General features: G+C 61.4%; 17 protein-coding genes and 1 pseudogene. 5 read left to right on the top strand and 13 right to left on the bottom strand.

Features of this window, described 5'->3' with window-relative positions:
- Positions 1-343, bottom strand: a pseudogene (locus tag ABSB13_RS01605) (hypothetical protein); the annotation flags it as partial.
- 414 nt (positions 344-757) lie between these two features.
- On the opposite strand from ABSB13_RS01605, the gene ABSB13_RS01600 reads away from it, so the two are divergent.
- The 5 genes from ABSB13_RS01600 (at position 758) to ABSB13_RS01580 (ending at position 5,459) form a co-directional block, all read left to right on the top strand.
- A complete protein-coding gene (locus ABSB13_RS01600) occupies positions 758-1,231 on the top strand; it encodes a hypothetical protein (RefSeq protein ID WP_428104924.1) in 474 nt (157 codons plus the stop codon).
- 110 nt (positions 1,232-1,341) lie between these two features.
- The gene (locus ABSB13_RS01595; protein ID WP_428104922.1) at positions 1,342-2,286 is read left to right on the top strand and encodes an alpha/beta hydrolase; all 945 of its coding nucleotides are present in this window, start codon (positions 1,342-1,344) and stop codon (positions 2,284-2,286) included.
- Between the two features lie 191 nt (positions 2,287-2,477).
- Positions 2,478-2,747, top strand: a complete 270-nt coding sequence (locus tag ABSB13_RS01590; RefSeq protein ID WP_428104920.1) for a hypothetical protein — start codon at positions 2,478-2,480, stop codon at positions 2,745-2,747.
- A gap of 81 nt (positions 2,748-2,828) precedes the next feature.
- Positions 2,829-3,602: an enoyl-CoA hydratase-related protein gene (locus ABSB13_RS01585; RefSeq protein WP_428104918.1), complete on the top strand. Its 774-nt coding sequence runs from the start codon at positions 2,829-2,831 to the stop codon at positions 3,600-3,602.
- Between the two features lie 123 nt (positions 3,603-3,725).
- Positions 3,726-5,459, top strand: coding sequence for an acyl-CoA dehydrogenase family protein (locus ABSB13_RS01580; protein WP_428104916.1), 1,734 nt, complete (start codon positions 3,726-3,728; stop codon positions 5,457-5,459).
- A gap of 29 nt (positions 5,460-5,488) precedes the next feature.
- On the opposite strand, the gene ABSB13_RS01575 is transcribed toward ABSB13_RS01580, so the two are convergent.
- From ABSB13_RS01575 to ABSB13_RS01520, 12 genes are all read right to left on the bottom strand, one after another.
- Positions 5,489-6,607 (bottom strand): TIGR04053 family radical SAM/SPASM domain-containing protein, encoded by a 1,119-nt coding sequence (locus tag ABSB13_RS01575; protein ID WP_428104914.1) that lies wholly within the window; start codon positions 6,605-6,607, stop codon positions 5,489-5,491.
- Positions 6,608-6,784: 177 nt separating this feature from the next.
- The gene (locus ABSB13_RS01570) at positions 6,785-8,521 is read right to left on the bottom strand and encodes a cytochrome b N-terminal domain-containing protein (protein ID WP_428104912.1); all 1,737 of its coding nucleotides are present in this window, start codon (positions 8,519-8,521) and stop codon (positions 6,785-6,787) included.
- The gene (locus tag ABSB13_RS01565; protein WP_428104910.1) at positions 8,487-8,945 is read right to left on the bottom strand and encodes a QcrA and Rieske domain-containing protein; all 459 of its coding nucleotides are present in this window, start codon (positions 8,943-8,945) and stop codon (positions 8,487-8,489) included. The genes ABSB13_RS01570 and ABSB13_RS01565 overlap by 35 nt, the downstream gene beginning before the upstream one ends.
- 90 nt (positions 8,946-9,035) lie before the next feature.
- Positions 9,036-9,443 (bottom strand): c-type cytochrome, encoded by a 408-nt coding sequence (locus tag ABSB13_RS01560; RefSeq protein WP_428104908.1) that lies wholly within the window; start codon positions 9,441-9,443, stop codon positions 9,036-9,038.
- A gap of 391 nt (positions 9,444-9,834) precedes the next feature.
- Positions 9,835-10,593, bottom strand: coding sequence for a slipin family protein (locus ABSB13_RS01555; RefSeq protein WP_428104906.1), 759 nt, complete (start codon positions 10,591-10,593; stop codon positions 9,835-9,837).
- A 151-nt stretch (positions 10,594-10,744) separates the two neighbouring features.
- The gene (locus ABSB13_RS01550; RefSeq protein WP_428104904.1) at positions 10,745-11,575 is read right to left on the bottom strand and encodes a formate dehydrogenase subunit gamma; all 831 of its coding nucleotides are present in this window, start codon (positions 11,573-11,575) and stop codon (positions 10,745-10,747) included.
- A complete protein-coding gene (locus ABSB13_RS01545) occupies positions 11,565-12,866 on the bottom strand; it encodes a hypothetical protein (RefSeq protein WP_428104902.1) in 1,302 nt (433 codons plus the stop codon). Before ABSB13_RS01545 ends, ABSB13_RS01550 begins: the two co-directional genes overlap by 11 nt.
- Before the next feature lie 27 nt (positions 12,867-12,893).
- Positions 12,894-14,426 carry a NapC/NirT family cytochrome c gene (locus tag ABSB13_RS01540; RefSeq protein ID WP_428104900.1) on the bottom strand — a complete coding sequence of 511 codons (1,533 nt, stop codon included), beginning with the start codon at positions 14,424-14,426 and terminating at the stop codon, positions 12,894-12,896.
- 288 nt (positions 14,427-14,714) lie between these two features.
- A complete protein-coding gene (locus ABSB13_RS01535) occupies positions 14,715-15,128 on the bottom strand; it encodes a c-type cytochrome (RefSeq protein WP_428104898.1) in 414 nt (137 codons plus the stop codon).
- Positions 15,129-15,293: 165 nt separating this feature from the next.
- The gene (locus tag ABSB13_RS01530) at positions 15,294-15,707 is read right to left on the bottom strand and encodes a c-type cytochrome (RefSeq protein ID WP_428104896.1); all 414 of its coding nucleotides are present in this window, start codon (positions 15,705-15,707) and stop codon (positions 15,294-15,296) included.
- A 121-nt stretch (positions 15,708-15,828) separates the two neighbouring features.
- On the bottom strand, positions 15,829-18,084 hold the full coding sequence (locus tag ABSB13_RS01525) for an MtrB/PioB family outer membrane beta-barrel protein (RefSeq protein WP_428104894.1): 2,256 nt from the start codon (positions 18,082-18,084) through the stop codon (positions 15,829-15,831).
- Positions 18,085-18,155: 71 nt separating this feature from the next.
- Complete coding sequence (locus ABSB13_RS01520; RefSeq protein WP_428104892.1) at positions 18,156-19,133, bottom strand: DmsE family decaheme c-type cytochrome; 978 nt, start codon at positions 19,131-19,133, stop codon at positions 18,156-18,158.
- Positions 19,134-19,748: the final 615 nt, after the last annotated feature.

The following is a 19,748-nucleotide window of genomic DNA, read 5'->3' as shown; positions in this document are numbered from 1 at the left end:
CGACCTTGTCGCCGAGCACGGCCAGCCGAATCGGCGGCGCGAGCGGATTTGCGATTCCAATCAGCGGGCTGTGATCGAAGAACGCGCGCGGGTCGCCGGCGTTGGCGCTCTCGGCAAACCCCTCGTAACTGCGCGAGATCGGATATTTCGACAACCGCCGGGCGTAGCGCTCCAACGCGTCGGCGGCGGCTGACAAGTCTTCCTCAGGTGCGGCGACCTGCACCAGGTGGTCGATCACGCGGCGCATCGCGTCGGCCAATCGATGTGCCTGGGCGCGGCGTCCGGTCGCGGGCGCCTGGCTGATCGCCCACGCTGCTTCGAAATTCGAATTTTGATCGCTCATCTTCCTCGGCCCGCATTAAACGGAAACTGCCGCGAACTTTTCACGATGGTAGCTGTCGCCTCATGGTCAATCTACGGCGCAATCGCCGAAACGCGACAGCACGTCTTCGAGTATAATATATGGGAACGATCGATGCGGACCCGTACTCTCATATTATGCGCGCTCGCCTGCGGACTGGTTTCCGCGGGGATTCGATCCGCTCGCGCGCAAACAACCCTCGAGGTCCCCGGGCCCGCGCAGCAGACTCAGCCGTATATTCCACCGCGTCCGGCGCCGCCGTCGACCACGGGGGCACCCTCCGGGGCCGATAACGGTGACACGATTCAACTGCTGCCGCAGGAATTGTGGAGGCCTGCGCCTGCGCCGCTCCAACCCGCCCCATCTCCCCCGCCTGCTGAGGTGAAGGTTGCGCCGATGACGGCGCAAGCGCTTCCTGCTCTGCCGGCGGTGTTCCGCGGATGCTGGGATGGACGGGTGAATCAACTCGATTGGATCAGGCGCGAACCGGGTGCGCACAAAGTCGGTTTCTGGACTCCGAAGACCTACCGGTTGTGCTACAAACGCGTCGGCGATCAGCCGTTCACGCTCACATTCACCGAAACCGGTGTCGCGCCAAGCGAGAAGATTGTCAATCCGCATGGCAACGTGGTGCCGATCACGACCGACGGCCGCGCTTACGCCGTGATGCGCTCGCGCTTGTATTTCGACGAATACAAAACTCGCGCCGACGGCATGTCGCCAACGTTCGCGGTTGACGAAACCACCAACCTCGACTGTCGCATCGCCGGCGACGACATGATGGTCAACGCCGACGTGTACGGCACGCGCGACGGCGAACCCTGGTTCCGAGCGCATTGGCGCGCGGACTTTCGCCGTTTCGACAATTAGCCCCGCGCGCATTGGCGCTTGCCTATCCGCCTCGCGTAACTTAAGTATCTCGCTGAACTCTGGATCGTCGCGGGTCACTGTCGATCACGCGCGGTCCGAGGAGATTTTGCATGGCAAGCAACCTCGATCTCCAGATGAAAACCATACTCGACGCGTTCAACGCGGCCGGCCCGATGTTCCTGCGCGCGGAAACTGCCGAGCAGGCGCGGGCCAAGCTGCGCGCACTGCTCGAGGCGAATCTGGTCCCGCCGCCTGCCATCTATCGCGTCGAGGATCGCCACATTGCGGGCGCCGACGGTCAAATCGCGGCGCGGGTTTACACCCCCGAGGGCAGTCCGCCGATGGGCGTGCTGGTCTATTTCCACGGCGGCGGATGGGTGCTCGGAGATTTGGAGAGTCACGACCACGTCTGCCGCGCGCTGGCCAACGGTGCGGGATGCGTGGTGGTGTCGGTCGATTACCGGCTCGCGCCCGAGCACGTTTTTCCGGCCGGCGCCGAGGATTGCTACGCGGCCACGAAGTGGGTAGCCGAAAACGCGGCCGCGCTTGGCGCGGACGCGTCGCGCCTCGCGGTCGGCGGCGACAGCGCGGGTGGAAATCTGGCCGCGGTGGTCTCGATGATGGCGCGCGATCGCGGCGGTCCCGCGATCGCCTTCCAGTTGCTGCTTTATCCGGCCACCGATTGCGCGCTCGACACGCCGTCGCAGAAGGAATTCGCCGCCGACGGCTACGCGCTGTCGCGCGCCGACATGGAATGGTTCTGGAAAAATTACCTCGACCCCGGCGTCGAAAAAAACAATCCCTACGCATGCCCGCTGCGTGCGAAAAACTTGAAGGGCCTGCCGCCCGCGCTCGTCCTGACTGCCAGCCACGATCCACTGCGCGATGAAGGCGAGCGATTTGCCGAGCGCCTAATCGCCGCCGGCGTCAAAGTCACCTGTACGCGATACGAAGGCGTGACCCACGCCTTCATCAGCTTCGCCGACGCGCTCGACAAGGGCAAAGAGGGCCTGCGGCAAGCCGCCGACGCCTTGAGGGCGGCCTTCGCCCGCTAGCAACCGCGCCCGCTCATCTCGCCCCTTGCTGTCCTGATACCCTCGCCTTTTGCAAGGTGTTCGTGCGCGGCACATGGGGCGCGCTCGACTTTTACGACAGGTCGGAGTAGGCCAAGGCCAGGACGCCGAAGATCGGTACGATCAACGCGTATATGATCTCGGCACGCTCGCATCGACAGGAGGCATGACCTATGGATACCTTGGTCGCCCTCGGCGCTATCACTGCAATCGGCATCAGCTACGTTCTTTTACCCGTCGGGCTGAGCGTCTTCGCGGACTTCAAAAAGCCCAAGGAGGTAATCTGCCCTGACAATGGCGAGCCCGCCCAGGTCACGGTGGACGCCACCTACGCTGCGATGACGTCGGCGGTTGGGATGAACCGACTCCGCATGGACGGATGTTCCCGGTGGCCTGAACGCAGCGCCTGTAACCGCAGCTGCCTGAGCCAATTGGCGCACTAGCGTCCGGCGCCCCGGCTTGGGCGATCCGATTGACCAGGCTGTCGGTCGCGGTCGCATGCGCCACAGCCCAAGGAGACGCAGATGGCATTTCAGGACGTCATCTACGAAAAGCAGGACGGGATCGCCACCGTCACCATGAATCGTCCGGAGGTCCGCAACGCGTTTCGCGGTCAGACCGTGGACGAGATGGTGGAGGCCTTCAGGGACGCCTGGCGAGACCACTCGATCGGGGTGGTGATTCTGACCGGCGCCGGCGACCGCGCCTTCAGCTCGGGCGGTGACCAGGCCGCGCGCAGTGGCGGCGGCTATCGCGGCGGGATGAACGTCGAAGCGCTGCACGAAATCATCCGCGACATTTCCAAGCCGGTTATCGCTGCGGTCAACGGCTACGCAATCGGCGGAGGACACGTCCTGCACATAATTTGCGACCTTTCGATCGCGGCCGATACCGCCCGCTTCGGCCAGGTCGGCCCACGGGTTGGCAGCGTCGATCCCGGCTTCGGCACCGCCTACCTGACGCGCCTGGTCGGCGAGAAAAAGGCGCGCGAGATTTGGTTCCTGTGCCGCCAGTATTCGGCGGATGAAGCTCTGGAGATGGGCCTGGTAAACAAGGTGGTGCCTGCCGCGCAGTTGATGGACGAGGCGCGCGCCTGGGGGCGGGAGATGCTGGCCTTGAGCCCCACCGCGATCAGGATCGCCAAGGCATCGTTCAACGCCGAGACCGATCACATCAAGGGAATCGGCGCGATGGGAGCAATCTCGCTAGGGCTCTACTACCGCACCGAAGAATCCACGGAAGGACGCAACGCATTCATGGAGCGGCGCACGCCGGATTTTCGCAAGTTCCAAAAGTAGCGGCTGCGCGGAGAATCCCGCGCTTCGATGGACAGCCTGGACCCGCGCGAGTAACTTTTGAATCGACAGCGGCTCCGCCATGCTTCAAATTCCTGGCGCCTTGCCGCAGCGGGAGACCCGGCCATGATCGACTACGCGGAATTCCAGAGCGCAATCGGACTTAATTGGTACGATATCGACCCCAACCTGCAACTTCAGATGCGCCGGTTGCTCGAGCCCGCCGATTTCGAGTGGCTCGAGCCGGAGCTGCGCAAAGTCGGGGCGCTGTGCGGCGGTCCGGTCGCAGCACGCGCCGAGATCACCGACAAGCATTCACCCGAACTCGTCAAATTCGACCGCTGGGGCGATCCGCTCGACGAAGTGCGCCACCATCCCGGCGCGCTCGACACCAAGCGCGACCTCTGGGAAGCGGGAGTAAGCGGCCCGCGTCTCTACACCGAAGCGCATCGTCGCGGCCGCCACCTGCCCGAGGTGATCACGACCGCGCTCAACTACATGCTGTCGCAGGCCGAGATTGGGATGCTCTGCTCGGTCGGCATGACCAGCGGGGTAATCGGCCTGGTGCGCCGCTTCGCGCCGCCGGAGGTGCAGCGCGAGTTCATGCCGCATCTCACCGCCGAGCACTTCGACGACGCGTGGGACGGCGCGATGTTCATGACCGAGAAAACCGGCGGCTCCGACCTCGCCACGCTCACCACCACCGCGCGGCGCGAAGGCGATCGCTGGATCCTCAACGGCGCCAAGTGGTTCTGCTCAAATGTCGACGCCAGTGCGATCGCGACGCTCGCCCGCCCCGAGGGCGGCGCCGACGGCCTGCGCGGCGTCGCGCTGTTTCTGGTGCCGCGCATCCGCCGCGATGGCTCCCGCAACGGCATCTCCATTCGCCGCCTCAAGGACAAGCTCGGCACCCGCGCGGTGCCCACCGCCGAAGTCGACTTCGTCGAGGCCGAAGCGTCGCTTCTCGCCGGCAGCGGCGGCACGGCGAGCGACGGCCAGGGGATCAACCGCATGATGGAGATGGTCAACGACTCGCGACGCGGCATCGCCGTCATGGGCCTGGGCATCATGCGCCGCTCGTTCCTCGAGTCCGCGATCTTCTCGTGGCATCGCAGCGCGTTTGGCCACGCGCTGCGCGATCTCCCGATGATGCGCGAGATGCTGGTGGGCATGATGGTCGAGCTGGAGGCCGCCGCAGCGCTGGTTTTCGCCTCCACCTCGGACGATAGCGCGCTGGCGCGCCTGCTCGTGCCGGTCGCGAAGTTGCGCGCCAGCCGGCGCGGGATCGAGTTCGCCTCGCAGGCCGTCGAAGTCCACGGCGGCAACGGATATGTCGAGAACTGGCCCGTCGCGCGCCAGTTGCGCGATGCGCAGAGCAACACCATCTGGGAAGGCACCGAGAACATCATCTGCCTCGACATCCTGCGCGCGCTGCGCAGCGAGCAGGTGATGCAGGCCGCGTTCGGCGCGCTCGGCGAACGCGTCGAGACCGCGGGCGCCCTGCTTGCCGCCACCCGCGAGACCGTGGTTCGCTCGCTCGGCGAAGTGCGTGAGGCGCTCGCGCATCTCTCACGTGTCGATCGCGAGGTCGCGCAGTTGCGCGCGCGCGTCTTCGGCAACTATCTCGCTGACGTCGCCTCCGCCGCCTTGCTGCTCGAGGAGGCCGCCTTCGAGCTCAGCGCTTCCGGCAGCGCGCGCAAGGCGGTGATCGCCCATCTGTTCGCGCAAGCTCATCTAGGGCGCCATCCGATGCGCGGGTTGCTGTCCGACGATCGCATCGCACTCGATCTGTTCGATCCGATCGTCTGCTACGGCGCGATCGAGCCGACCCGCGCCGCAGTGGCGCTGCGCAGGGGCTAGCGGAGTCTTTTGCCGGCCGCGGGGCTTTGCTAAGCGGCGGACCGGGCAGGTTGGTAGTTACACCACGGGTCAGTGGCGAGAAAATCGCCGGTCAGCGCATAGGCGCGCGAGCGCGAGCCGCCACAGAAGCTGCGATACTCGCACCGCCCGCACCTGCCGCGCAGGGCGGCGGGGTCACGCAGCGTGCGGAAAAGTTCGGAGTCGCGATAAATCTCCGCCAAGCTTTGCGATCGCACGTTTCCGGCAGAAATCGGCAGAAATCCGCTCGGATAGACGTCGCCCTTGTGGGACACGAAGACAAAGCCCTTGCCGGCATTGACGCCGTGAGGCGCAAGCCCAACGGTGTGCCCCGGCCCTTCCGACCGCCGCAGCATGTCGGGCATCGGCACCGCGCCGGGGTGGCCCTGGTACTGCTTGCTGCTGCTTTCCGCCTCGTGTTGCGCGACATAGCGCCGGTAGTGGGGCGCTTCGGTCACCTTCACGACGAAGTGCGACTTTTTCTGAACCTCGTATAAGATCGCGAAGAGTTCCTCACACTGGTTTGCCGCGACGCCGTCGAGGTCCTCGCCGCGTCCGACCGGAACCAGAAAGAACACCTCCCAGAAGACCGCTCCAAGACGCTCGACCGTCTCAGCCATCTCGGACAGAAACGGCGCCGAACCAGCCCACAGCGTCGAGTTGATCTGCAGCGGCAGACCGCATTGGCGCGCCCAGTCGGCTGCCGCCATGGTCTTGTTGAAGGCCCCTGTTACTCCACGGAAACCGTCGTGAAGATCCGCGCGCGGATAATCGAGGCTCAGTGCCATCTGGTCCAGGCCCGCCTCCTTCAACTGGCGCACCACGGTCTGAGTAAGTGATGGAGTTGCGGCGGGAATGGTTCCCATGCGCAGACCGAGGCGCTTGCCCTCGCGCACGAGGTCCATCAGGTCGGGACGTTTGAGCGGGTCGCCACCGCTCAGGATAAACACCGGCGTGCCCATCGCAGCGGTCTCGGCGAGCAGCGCGAAGCCTTGCTCGGTGGTCAGTTCGTCGCAATTGCGTAACGTCTGAGCCGAGGCGCGGCAATGGCTGCAGGCGAGGTCGCACGCCTGGGTCGTTTCCCAGATAACCAGAAAAGGCGCTTTCGCGAAGTCGATTGAGGGCATCATGGACGCTTCACCTGTCGATTTGAGTATATGCGCTCCCGCTCGCGCGGAACAAGTTTCGACCCGGCAGTCGCGGCCCGGGCGGCGCCAAAGCCGGGCTCGATTTACAACGTCACGATTCTTTCCCCGCGACTAATGGTGCTCCGTCCGGGCCACCGTTTGCGGCTGGGTTCGCACGGATCAGTTTTTAGGAGGCGCCGCTGTGCGCTGATGCGCGAGGAAGCGCGCGATGTCCTCGATTTCAACGTGCGTCAGCTTGCCCTTGGGCTCGAGGAATGACGGCATCTGGGACTTCGAGTAGAGCGCAACCGGATCCTCGATGTATTGGTGGATGAACGAAACCGACCGCACCAGCCCAACTCCGCTCAGATCCGGTCCCTTGGTGCCGCCGTGGCCTGCCACTATGTGGCACTTGCCGCAGTTTCGGTAGAACAGCCGGGACGCCTTTTCACTATAGGGGCCACCACCCTGCAACTCCTCGATGTAGTCGACCAGGTCCGCGCTTTCGTCCGGCAACAATCCAGTCATTGCGACGCGCTGGCCGGGTCGCACCACTTCGCCGGGCCGCTCGAGATGGGCGATTATCCAGGTCTTGTCGTGCTTGAGGGGATCCAGCATCAGGTCGGGCCCGATCTTGCTCCCGCGGCCATTGACGCTGTGGCAATACGCGCAATTGAGGGTGTGAAAGAGCCGGTGACCCTCCTCGACGGTCGGCCGCTCCGGCACGTACGGGTTGAGCAGCGGCGACTCCGCGCCGATCACGGTCAACGCAATCACACCGGCCAGCGTGGCGACCGCAAAGCCGGTGGCGATCGGGCGGTCCAGCGGATGCTGGCGCATCCGCCGATCGAAGAAGGGCACTGCCAGAAGCACGGTCAACGCAAGCCCCGGCAGCATGACTGCCGCGACCGCTTCCATGCTGCCGGGAAAATACTTGAGCGCCTGGAACAGGAACAGGAAGTACCAGTCCGGGCGCGGGTTGTAGCTGGTGCTGGCGGGGTCGGCGATCTCGCCGATCTCGGTCGGATACAAAAGGACCAAAGCCACGATCACCGCAAGCGCCAGCAGCACGGCGACGGCGTCCTTGGACAGATAAAACGGATAGAAGGACTCGCCCGCCTCTTTCTCGTGATGATATTCGTCGACCGCCCGGCTGCGCTGGGCGTCGACACTGATCTGGGTGCCGACTCCGACCCCGGGGTCGATACCGAGCTCGGCGTTGATACCGTGGCGGCCGTATTCGGGATGGCGCTTGGGGGGCGCCGAGATGCCCTGGCGCACGACCAGGAAAAGATGCACCGCCACGAAAACCAGCAGCGCCGCCGGCAGCATCAGCACGTGCATCGCGTAGAATCGCGACAGCGTCTGCGGGCCGACCTCGCTGCCGCCGCGGAAGAAGCGCACGATGTAGTCCCCGATGTAGGGGGTCGAGCCCGCGATGTTGGTGCCGACCACAGTCGCCCAGTACGCCTTCTGGTTCCATGGCAGCAGATATCCGGTGAATCCGAACAACATCACGATCAGGAACAGGAAGACGCCGGTGACCCAGGTCGACTCGCGCGGATACTTATAGCTGCCCGAGAGAAACGTGGTCAGCATGTGGGCGCCGATCACCACCACCATCGCGGTTGCGCCCCACGAATGAAGCCCGCGAATGAACCAGCCAAACGGAGCGTGCAGCGAGATGTAACGCGCGGCGTCGAAGGCGTGATCGGGACTGGCTACGTAGTTCATCGCCAGCATCATCCCGGTCACTGCTTGAAGGATAAAAAAGAACAGCAGCACGCTGCCGAGCGTGTAGATCCACTCGACCAACGGACTGCTCTTCGGAATGTGGCGATCGAAGAGCGCCACCCGAATTGCCCGGGTCCCGAGCCGCTCGTCAAACCACTTGCTTAGTTGGAGTCGGGACCACATAAAGGGCGCCCTCGCGGACCTCGTGCGCGTAAACGTCCAGCGGACGCGGGGGAGGACCGCTGACCACCTGCCCAGTCAGGCTGAATACGCCGGCATGGCAGGGACAGAAGAACTGCTTGGCCTCCTCGACCCATCGATAGGCGCATCCCAAGTGCGTGCAATGCGGATCGAAAACGTAGATTTTGTCCGCCGTCCGCACCACCCAGGCCGTCACCGCCGAATCCTCCGTCACCCATCCCTCGGCCACGCGCCGTGCGACCTCGATCCGCTGGGGAACGTTGAGCGGAAGCTCGTCGATCTTTCCCATCCGCACCCAATCTTTGGGCCCGCTGGGCCCCAACAGGGGGACGATTAGATAGGAAACGATGGGCGCAGCGACACCGGCGGTGACAATTCCCATCGCGCCCCAGAACAGACGCGCCAAGAACCGCCGCCGCGGTTCGTTCTCGATAACTTCGCCAGCTTCCGAGACTGCAAATTGTGCGGGATTACCGTCGGGCACGGCTCGCCGCACTCACTTTTTGCAGAACGTACGGACGTAAGCGACCAGCGCGTGAATCTCGTCGTCGTCGTAGGCTTTGCCGAAGTCGGCCATATCCTTGCTCAAGTTCACCGACTTGCCGCCATTTTTGATGACGTTGAAGAGATAATCGTCGGTCAACTTCGACATCTCCGCGCAATTGGTATAATCGGCGGGCTTTTTCTTCAGGTCGGCCGACTTTTTACCGTCGCCTTTGCCCGACTCACCATGGCAGTCCGCGCACGAATCCGAATAATTACTGGCCGCGGCCTTCATATCGAGTTCGGCCGCGCGCGCCGGGGTTGGGGTCAACGCCGGCGCTAAAAACATCGCGACTGCCGCCGCCACGGGCATCCAACTCCAGCCCTTTGATCGAATTCTGGCCGGTGAATTTTCTGACATGACCATTCTACTTCTCTACTCCTTTTATTTAGAACTTTTCGCTTCGTTATCAAGCATCGTGACGAAAGCCCACGAGTGTATACGGTCGATACACTATTGTTGGGGAATCGAGGATAGCATCTTCCGGTTTCCCCAGGACATTAGACTCCCTTCACCCGCTTGTATTGAAGCATCAGCAATCAACATTATATTCGAACTGTTTGTCAACCGTAATCGGGTTTTTCCGGCCCGCGACCTCCTGCCCTCGTCCTTCATGCTCCCCGGCCACTTGCCAAGATCTCGACGCGAGCGCGGCATTTGCCGGCCGCGCTGCTGCGTGCAGCCGTCGAAATCAGTGCCAGGGCTGCAACCACTGCGCGCCACCTGCCCGCGGCAGCGTGGTGACCTCCGCTTACTTCGGCTTGTCGCCCCCGCTTGCAAACTTGCGAAATGGCTCGAGCAGATCGATCGGGAGGGGAAACACGGTGGTCGAATTGTGCTCGGTCGCGATCTCGGCCAGCGTCTGCAGGTAGCGAAGCTGGAGCGTGATCGGGCTTTTGCCCATGATTTCTGCCGCCTCGGACAGGCGCTGCGCCGCCTGAAATTCGCCCTCGGCCGCGATAACCTTGGCGCGCCGTTCGCGCTCGGCCTCGGCCTGCGCGGCGATCGCGCGCTGCATGTCCTGCGGCAGGTCAATGTTCTTCAACTCGACGAGAATGACCTTGATTCCCCACGGCTCAGTATGGGCATCGACGATCGACTGGATGCGCGCGTTGACTTTGTCGCGCTGGCTTAAGAGTTCGTCGAGTTCGGTCTGTCCGCCGACGGAGCGCAGCGTGGTCTGCGCGAGCTGCATGGTCGCGAACAGGTAATTTGCCACCTCGGTAACCGCGCGCGATGGATCGCTCACCCGGAAGTAGAGCACCGCGCTCACCTTGACGGTCACGTTGTCCTTGGTGATTACGTCCTGCGGTGGGACATCGAGCACGACCGTACGCAGATCGATCCGGACCATCCGCTCAATGAAGGGGATCACGTAAATTATGCCTGGGCCGCGGTACCGCATGAGCCGCCCAAGGCGGAAGACTACGGCGCGCTGGTATTCGTTAAGGATTTTGACGCCGCTCAAAATGAAGATTGCGGCGATGAGTATAATTACACCGGATACCATTGCGATTCTCCTTGTGCGATAGCGGCGTTCATGTTCTGGTGCTCCAGTTCAATAGGAGTCTGTAGTTTAATGCGCGTGAACATACGGCGAGCAGGCAACAAAAACAAGCCTGCGGGCCGTGACAGAAAAATTATAATTGGCGGGCATGCGGCTACTCGGTCCAAAAGGCGATCCAGGTAAGCGCGAGCAACGCAAAGCCGATGCCGACCGCAACAATCGCGATCAAGCGGGAGAAATTCTTGAGCCAAAGGGGAGGCGGGTCACTGCGCAACGCTTCCAGGGCGCCGGACTCGCCAAGCCGCGAATAATCCAGCGGGCGCTCGTGCTGGTAGTCTCCACCGCTGACGCGGCCGGTAAATATCACAGGGTCGAGCGGAAACTTCTCAGGGCGCAGGTGGGAATTAAAAAAGTGGATAATGAAGATGAACCAGACGGCCAGCAGAGCTTCCTCACCGTGAATCAGGAGCGCGATATTGAGTAGGTAGCCGGGCACGAAGCGGGCAAAGAAAGGTCCGAACCACATCATGTAGCCGGTGGCGCCGATAATCGCCATTCCCCAGAACACCGCCCAATAGTCGAACTTCTCCCAGTAGGCAAAATGGTCGAATTTGGGCTGCGGACCCATCCAAAGGAACCAGCGCAGCATCTCAAAGAGGTCCACGGCATCCTTGGGCTGCGGAGTCATCGAGTATGGCCCCAAAAAAAGGCCCCGCTCCTTCTTTATCATCGCCCGATAGAAGAGCTCTCCAATATGGTAGAGAAAGCCGGCTGATATAAGCACCGCGCAGAACTTATGCAGAGATAGGATCGCAGTGAATCCGCCGGCGATTTCCGCCAGTGACTTTGCCCAACCCCGTTCGCTGAACCGCAGGGTCATTCCGGTGGCGGCAAGACCCAAAAAGGTTGTGATCACCAAGCCGTGCAGGTAGCGCTGCCCCAGCGAGAAGCGAAAATAATATTGTTCTGAATCGTTACTGTTCACCGCTCACTCCATTGCCCTTCCCCCGCGACCCGTTCCCCAGCGACCGCGCAAGCCATAGCGCTGTGTGCAGGCCGAAGAAGAGGAAAACCCCCACCAGCAGCAGGTTCATGAAGAGGGCCGCGTAATATAAAGCCGGGTTCTGCCGCCGGTCGTGCACATTGGGATGTGGCTCGTAGCTGACAAAACTCGCGGTTGCGCCGGCGTGGCACTTGCCGCACGTGGTTGGGAGGTTGGCCGGCGCGACCTTGGACTTCGGATCGGAAGCCTTCAGAATCAGGTGAGAGCCATGGCAACTCCAGCATCGTGCCGTGGCGACGAAACCGAGTTCGGTCACCTGGCCGTGGAAAGTATCGCGGTAGCTCTTAAGCCTCGTCTTGTGACAGTTGCCGCAGGTGGCGACGGTTTTGAGTTGCCAGTTCACGACGTCCACCTGGGCAATCTGATGCGCGGTATGGCAATTGGTGCATACCGGAGCATTCGCGCGCCCGGCGGTCATCGCCTGGCCGTGCGCTCCGGCAAGGTAGTCGACTTGGACGCCGGCATGGCACCCGCCACAGGTGGCGGGCACATTTTTAGGGAAGGTCCGGCTCTTCGGGTCCTTTCTGCTCAGGATATCGTGCGCCCCATGGCAACTGGCGCAGGTTGCCGCCACCAACAGCCCGTCGGAGGTCAGGGCGAAGCCGTGAATCGAATCCATGTACAACGCGTACACATCCGGAAAGCCATATTTCTTGGCAAGCTCGGGATTTCCGTGGCAGGTGCCACAGGTGCGCGGCAGGTTGAGCGGATAGACTCGCGACTTCGGGTCAGTCTTGGCCAGGATGCCGTGGGGGTTGCCGTGACAGTTGAGACAGGCCGGAAAGCGGCTCTTCTTCTCCCGCTCGGCGATTGCATGAACGCTGCCCGCATACCCCGAAGTCTCGCTCGCGTGGCAGCCGGCGCATGAAACCGGCTTGACCGAATCGGGATGTGGAAAGGCATGGATGTCAGAATGGCAGGCGACACAACCTACCTTCGAATGGACCGAGGGCTGGTAAATCTCCGCATTGACGTAGACGCTAACCACCCGCGCCTGCAACTTGGCGCTGGCCTTCAGATTATGGCATCCCAGGCAATCCTTATCGGTGAGCACCTTGGCCGCAGCGGCCTTGGTCGTCGCAGCGCCCTCGGTCGCAGCGGCCTTGGTCGTCGCTGCGGCATGGCCCATCGCGACCGCACACAGCAGCATTGCCGCAACAGCGCACGCGATGCGCCCAAAGCCGCTAACCATCCGTCTTGATCCGTGCGCCATTTGTCTCTCTCGTCCGCGCCGATTCGCTTACAGCACGCCTCCTGTATGACAGGCGCTGCAAGTCGTGTCGCCCACATCAACTGGATGCTTGAACTGGGCGACACTTGTAGGAGTTGCAAGGACCGAGTGACAGGTATCGCAATCCTGCGGTATCACCCGGCCATCAGAGCTGACGTGCTGCCCATCGTGACAGCGGAAACATCCCGGGTAATAGAGGTGGCCGATGTTGTCGGGATGAGTGCGCCAGTCAACGTGCATGAAAGGAAACATGTTCTTTTTGTAGATCTGCTGCACGGCGGCGATGGCAGCGCGGATTTGCGGCCACTTCACGGTATAAATCTCGGAATAGCGATTGCGGTAAAAGGTATCGAGGGAGGTTGCGATTCCCTCGGCCGCCTCCTCCGACGTGCTGTAGTGCTTAATCAGGGCCTTGACCGCCTGCCTCTTCAGGAAGGGCAGCGAAGGGTCTAGCTGACCCGCCTCGAACGACGCATCGACCGCCTGATCGGGCGGAAGGAACTTATGCGACGGGCGGGCATGGCAGCTCACGCAGTCCATCTGCTGGATGGGCATCGCTTCGATCTGCTTTGGGGTCAGCGTACTGCCCTTGGCAAGGTATTCCGTGGTCCTTCCGTCAGGCGTCCTCACTTTTACCCACGGAATCACCTGGGACTGCTTGTCAGTAGCCGCGAACCATACTTCGTTGGCGATGTTCATGTGCCAGTGAATTCCGGTGGCGTGGCCGAATTCGGCAGTTCCTCCTCCGGTCTTGATCAGCATCTGGATACGCATGGGAGTGTTCTTCTCGTCGTATCCATAATGCGGGAAGACCTTGAGTTGCGCGCCGTAGAACTTCTGTGGCCAATGGCATTGCTCGCAGGCAGCGCGAATCGGGCGCAACTCCTTGATCGGAGTTTCGATAGGTCTGGGGTACTTGTTGAACATTACCGCATAGACCTGATAGGCGCCCGACAGCTTGGAGCGAACAAACCAGGTGGCGCCGGGTCCCACGTGGCAGCCCGCGCATGCGACCCGCGCGTGCGGCGAATCCTGGTAGGCGTCGAATTCCGGCTTCATCGGGACGTGACAGGTCTGCCCGCAGAACATCACCGAGTCCGTGAACTGGTAGCCCTGGTAGCTCGCCACCATGCTGAGAGCCACGAAAAAGAACGCAAAGCCGACCGCGCCGAGAAAGCCGCGCCGAACCGAAGGCTGGTTGAGATCGAGCTTGGGAAAGGGCGGCAGCTCACCGGGCAAAAATCTCCGGCGCCGTCGACGTTCGATCAGCATGCCGGCCGGAATGAGCAACAGGCCTACTATCATGACGGCCGGACCGATCAGGTAGGCAAAAATGCCGACGTAGGGGTTCAGCTGCACCCCCAGCATCGTCATGCCGGCCAGGGAAAGCATGTCCGCCAGGATGATGACGGCAATGATCAGACCAGCGATACTCAGCCGATTGCGAGCCAAACTTGGCAATTGGCGTTCGGCTGCGCCGCCATTTTGCCCCTCCGGGCGCTCCACTTCCGGCGCGCCCGGCTCATCTCCGCTCGTTTGCATATTCCACCTGCGTTGCTTCTTTTTTGAATATAGGGAAGCGACGCCCGGTTTCCGAGCGGCAAGCGGTCCGATCCCTGGGATCGGACCCGCTTGCCGTGAGTCGCTCTCTGGTGAGATCTAGTCGGTTACCCGTGCGAGGGCATTCACTCGGCTGCTTTGGGTGGTCAGAGGGAATGCCAGTACAACTGCTGCGCAAGGCCGCCGGCCAACTACAAGCCGGCGGCTGCCTAAGTCTGCTCGCCCTCAATCCCGCGCGCCTGGACTCATACTCGAGCTTGACGCGCGTCGCTACTTCTTGCACAAGGTTCTGACGTACGCAACCATCGCCTTGATCTCGTCGTCCTCCATCGCATCGCCATAGGGCGTCATGAACTTGCTCTTGCCCACCGACACGCCGCCCTCTTTCAGCTCCTTGAACATGTCGTCGTCAGTAACCTTGGCCATCGTGGCGCAATCGGACAAATCTCCGATGGCGACCAGCTTGCCGGCCGCGTCTTTCAGTTCGGCCGCTTTAGGGCCGTCGCCCTTGCCGGCCGCACCGTGGCACTTGGCGCACGTATCCGTATAACTGCTGGCCGCGGACGTGAGATCGGCTGCGCGGGCGGTGGTTGAGAACAACGCCAGTGCTGCAACCGCCGGTATGGCCGACGCGGTGCAAATCCACAGACTCGATCGAATTTTACTGCTCAAACTCTTCGACATGGCTTATCTCCTTCCTTCGGTGAAAGCGGGTTATCTAAACTTGCTGAAGTAGTAGCCGACGTTGATCGCGACGTTATCGCGCAAAATCGTACACATACTAAAACATCAACCCATGGAACTGAGTGCCCGTATTGGGATGGCCGATTGCCGACGTGGTGCGCGCCGCTACTTCTTGCACAAGGTTCTGACGTACGCAACCATCGCCTTGATCTCGTCATCCTCCATCGCATCGCCATAGGGCGTCATGAACTTGCTCTTGCCCACCGACGCGCCGCCCTCTTTCAGCTCCTTGAACAAGTCGTCATCGGTAACCTTGCTCATCTTGGCGCAATCGGACAAATCTCCGATGGCGACCGGTTTGCCGTCCTTGTCTTTCAGCTCGGCCGCTTTGGGACCGTCGCCCTTGCCGGCCGGGCCGTGGCACTTGGCGCACGTATCCGTGTAGCTGCTGGCCGCGGACGTGAGATCGGCTGCGCGGGCGGCGGTTGAGATCAACGCCAGCGCTGCAACCGCCGGTATAACCGTCGCGGTCCAAATCCACACTCTCGATCGACCCTTGGTTGTCAAACTCTCGGTCATGTCTTCTCTCCTTCCTTCCATTCCTTTTCCGCCGTTTGATTTGCGGGCCGGGCCGCGGCGGAAGATAGGTCATTCGTTGTTTGTCCCGGACTCTTGCTGCTCGTACTCCAATAGCCTCGGCTTAAAATTTGTATTTAAGAGTTATGAATCCGACATTGGCGTTGTAGGGGGACATGTCGGAGTTGCCGAGAAATGTCGAGTTTTTGCTGGCGCCGGGCATGTAGTTCGCCATCTGGTCCACCATGTAATTGTGTTCGCCGAAATTGTTGAAGTAGTACCCGATGTTGATCGCGAGGTTGTCGCGCAAATCGTACTCGTACTGAACCATCAACTCTTCCATCTGGGTGCCGGCATTTGGATAGTCGATCGCCTCCGACGCCGAACCGGCCGCCGTAGCGCCCGATTGGTGGGTGAGGTTGCTGCCAACCGTATAGGTGTACTGGATTTTCAGGTGCGACGGCCGCTTCAGGATATGATTCTGCGGTATCGCGACGTCCATCCCGAGATCGAAATTGTTGCCCTGGTTGCGGCCATCCGCCGTCCAAACCCACGATTTTCCCGGCACACCCGGCTTTACGCCGGTACCCCCGTAAAGCGACCTTAGGTTCCAATCGTACGCTTGCCATGCGTAGTCGCCGAAAAAATGCAGGGTCGGAAGCGGATCGTAACTGCCCCCCACCGACGGCGTGTAGCTCGACGTATGCTGCAGGCCGAAGTCGGTCGAGGGGTAGTTATAGTCGTCGTAGCTGAAGGAGCTGAACAGGCTGACGTTTTCGATCGGCTGCACGGAGGCATAGAGCGAAGTCTGGTTCACATCGACCGTGGCCTCGTCGAACCGCCGCAGGTCCTGAACCTCCGCGATCCCTCCCGGGATCCCGCCAAGGATCTCGACTAGGTCGGCGCGGTTGTTGTTGTATCCCGGCGAGTCGCGGTGCGCGTGCTGGTAATCCGCCCGGAAAGTCAGCCACGGATATGGGTTCCAATCGAGCGCAGGCCCATAGCTGAGCTGATCCTGCTGCAGCACCTCCAGCCCCTCGTTGTGGTTGGTCTGCCACTTCATAGTAAAGTGCGCGGCTATAGTATCAGTCACGTGGTAGGTTGGCTCGAGGCTGACGTCCTGCTCCGAAAATGAAAAGGGATAAGCGCTGAAAGGCATCTGCGGGTCCGAGATGTCATTGAGCGACTTAACGCCTTTGAAGGTGACCCCCGGCGTCAGGTTGTCGTAATCGAAATAGGTATAGACCGCCTTGATGTCCAGCGGCTCGATCGGATTGCTGTCGATCGTGAAGTTGGCGAAGAAAGGTTGCACGTCGCCGCCGAGGCTATTGGGCGCCCCGACCGAACTTAATGACTGCTTCAGCGTGCTGTTGCTCGTAAGCGGGATGAAGGGAGAGTTCTGGAGCCAGAATCCGTACTCGAGGCTGCCCATCACGTGCGTGTTGAATGGAAGCTGACCCGCTCCATTCACGATGAAGTTGTGAGCCTGGTTGTTCGGATACATCGCTGCCCGTCCCTCGCATGGGCCGGTAAGCGACGTGGAACTGAAGACGGTGGAATCCACGCAATTGCCGCCTACTCCGCTGGTATTGAGCGGGTTGTCCCAGGTCAGGGTGCTGTAGTCGTCGACGAAGAAGGATCCCTGGTACTGGAACCCCACCAGCCATCCGTTTTTCGCGTATTCCATGCCGGTGCCGAAGTTATAGATGTAGTACTGAATTGGCGCCCAGAGTTCGTTCACTTTGTAACTGCCCGGATTGGCGCCAAACATGAAGCTGCCACCGAATGGCTGTTGGCCGGTGGGGTTCTGATAATCCAGGTTCGCGCTGAAGCTCAGCGACGGCGTGGGCGTATAGCGCACGTTGATGTCCGCGACACCTTCGAGCAGGCTCATGTCGAACGGTTTGTCGTTCGCTGCCAGCCAGGATTGGAGGGCGGTGCCGGTACCAGTGGGCTTCGAGGATAGCGTGAAGCTGCCGCCGTTTTCGTCGTATGGCGTGCTCGCGACGCCGTCGCTGAAGGCGTGTGGAATCTCGAAGAATTTTGCCTGAACATCGAGCAGGCCGTACTCGCCGAAGCGCAGCGAATACATCTGGTTCTTTTGTGCGACGTTAACCGCGTCGAACTGCACGTAGTAGTTCTCCGCCTTGTCGCCCAGGATCAACTGGAGTTTCGGCACGATGAACTGCTGCGCCAGATCGCGGTACTCCTGATACTTCGCCGCGGAGTCGTCATAGGGGACGGGCTGGGGGATGGCGCCCGCCTCGACCGATCCCTGCACCGTGTATTTCCCGACATCGACCTGTGCCAGTGCCGGCGAGACCATCGACAACACGAGCGCCATCGTTCCACATCCGGCTAACAACCGCTTGAGGTTCATGACTTTCCTCCCGGGCCGGTTGCAAAACGCGGTGCGGCCCAGCGATGCCGTGCTTTCCTGTGCCTCCCGCTTCAACGCGTGAAATATCTCCCGCCCGGCGAGTTCGAGCCGTGTATCTGTGAATGGCAATTGGCGCATTGCTGGTTGATCACGAAAATTTGACCTCTCCTATGAGGTTGACTCGTATGACTAGTTCCGATGTGGCAGCGCTGGCACAGCACCGGCATGTTGATCACCAGCATGTGCTGATTCACGCTGCCGTGCGGGACATGGCAATTGATGCAGTTCATCGCCACCGGCGCATGCATCCACAGGAACGGCCCGCGCTTCTCGGCATGGCAGCGGTAGCAGACCTCATTGACCATCGCCGCCCGCAATTGCTTCTGATACGGCCCGCCATGTGGGTTGTGGCAGTCGGTGCACGTCATCAATCCCTCGCGCAGCGGCATGTGCGACGGCAGATTGATCTCCATCTTTTTGTCGAGATGGCAGCGCAGGCAAACCTGGGTTTCGGGGCGCGTCACGATGAATGGATTGACGAACTCCGTGCCAAGCGGCGACTTCTTGAGTTGCGCCTGCGGCAGCGCGCTCGCCGTCACCGGACACATCACGGCGTGACAATCGACGCATCGAATGCCGCGCTCGGCGTGGGTGCTGGCCCGCCAGAAGCCGCGCTCGCCGTTTTGATGGCATTCGAGGCACCGCTCGTTCTCAACCTTGATGTCCTTGAAGGAGGTCTCGCGAAAGCTCACAAATCCCGGCGACGGCTTGCTCGGATGGCGTAAGTGCTCGCGGCCGGGACCATGACAGGCCTGGCACGCGAGGCTTTCTCGGTCGTCGCGCGGCCGGCCCAGCATAAGATGGCCCATCATCGTGTTGCGGAAGGCCTTGACCTGCACATCATGGCAACTGACGCAGGTGTCATTATGGACGTAGCCGGGCGGCAGCGTCGTCCCCGATCCCGCGGCTTGGGAAAGCAGGGTGCCTTCCGCGCCGATTGCGGGGGGCGATGAAAACACGAAGGCGATTCCAACCGCGACCAGTGCCACCAAAAGACCTGCCCAAAACTTTCGCGAGCTGCGTTCCTCCTCCATATTGCCGTCTCCATTTCGGGCGTCCGCCGTCGGCAAACGCGCCCTCTAGCGGCTTACCGCCGTCGGTTACACATCGCCCCCAAGACAGGACAACTGTGTCCAAAAGACAACGCGATCGTATCCGGAAGAACCATTCAGCTTTAGGACCCTTCCGTGGCGGCCTTGTGACCCTTGGGAAAATGCCCTCTCATTAATATTTCTAAAGACGTCAGCCTGCCAAGTAAGCAATTTTTATACCGGCCCCAATTCTCCCGGCCGCATTTTACGCTCGCATTTTAAGTCGCTTTGTAGTCCAAACCGCCCCCCCCGTTGCAAGATTTTTCCAGCCGCGGCTCTGTTCCGCGCGGCACCTTCAAAGGCGAGTGTAAAGGGCAAGATTCGAACTTCCGGCGCCGTGAGCAATCGTCGATAGCGCTTTCCGGCCGTCTCGTGTTCGGATGGAACTTTTGGCGCGGACAATGTCCACGACAGCATCATCGCCCCCGATGAGGTTTTGAGGAGGGACACCCGTCGATATCCCTCGTCATGTCGGCGCCATTCCTCTGAATGAAGTCCGGGCGGCGTTGCCGA

It is taken from the genome of Binatus sp. (SeqCode) (genome assembly GCF_050013435.1).
In the GTDB taxonomy this organism is placed as follows: Bacteria; Desulfobacterota; Binatia; order Binatales; family Binataceae; genus Binatus.
The sequence above is the reverse complement of the archived record's forward strand: the minus strand, read 5'-3'. Positions and strand labels throughout refer to the sequence as shown.

What these genes read in the sequence shown, in the direction of transcription:
- ABSB13_RS01600 (WP_428104924.1), top strand. Translation starts at nt 758, where the DNA reads ATGACGGCGCAAGCGCTTCCTGCTCTGCCGGCGGTGTTCCGCGGATGC.
- ABSB13_RS01525 (WP_428104894.1), bottom strand. Translation starts at nt 18,084, where the DNA reads ATGAACCTCAAGCGGTTGTTAGCCGGATGTGGAACGATGGCGCTCGTG.
- ABSB13_RS01590 (WP_428104920.1), top strand. Translation starts at nt 2,478, where the DNA reads ATGGATACCTTGGTCGCCCTCGGCGCTATCACTGCAATCGGCATCAGC.
- ABSB13_RS01545 (WP_428104902.1), bottom strand. Translation starts at nt 12,866, where the DNA reads ATGGCGCACGGATCAAGACGGATGGTTAGCGGCTTTGGGCGCATCGCG.
- ABSB13_RS01570 (WP_428104912.1), bottom strand. Translation starts at nt 8,521, where the DNA reads ATGTGGTCCCGACTCCAACTAAGCAAGTGGTTTGACGAGCGGCTCGGG.
- ABSB13_RS01540 (WP_428104900.1), bottom strand. Translation starts at nt 14,426, where the DNA reads ATGCAAACGAGCGGAGATGAGCCGGGCGCGCCGGAAGTGGAGCGCCCG.
- ABSB13_RS01560 (WP_428104908.1), bottom strand. Translation starts at nt 9,443, where the DNA reads ATGTCAGAAAATTCACCGGCCAGAATTCGATCAAAGGGCTGGAGTTGG.
- ABSB13_RS01585 (WP_428104918.1), top strand. Translation starts at nt 2,829, where the DNA reads ATGGCATTTCAGGACGTCATCTACGAAAAGCAGGACGGGATCGCCACC.
- ABSB13_RS01530 (WP_428104896.1), bottom strand. Translation starts at nt 15,707, where the DNA reads ATGACCGAGAGTTTGACAACCAAGGGTCGATCGAGAGTGTGGATTTGG.
- ABSB13_RS01595 (WP_428104922.1), top strand. Translation starts at nt 1,342, where the DNA reads ATGGCAAGCAACCTCGATCTCCAGATGAAAACCATACTCGACGCGTTC.
- ABSB13_RS01555 (WP_428104906.1), bottom strand. Translation starts at nt 10,593, where the DNA reads ATGGTATCCGGTGTAATTATACTCATCGCCGCAATCTTCATTTTGAGC.
- ABSB13_RS01575 (WP_428104914.1), bottom strand. Translation starts at nt 6,607, where the DNA reads ATGATGCCCTCAATCGACTTCGCGAAAGCGCCTTTTCTGGTTATCTGG.
- ABSB13_RS01580 (WP_428104916.1), top strand. Translation starts at nt 3,726, where the DNA reads ATGATCGACTACGCGGAATTCCAGAGCGCAATCGGACTTAATTGGTAC.
- ABSB13_RS01535 (WP_428104898.1), bottom strand. Translation starts at nt 15,128, where the DNA reads ATGTCGAAGAGTTTGAGCAGTAAAATTCGATCGAGTCTGTGGATTTGC.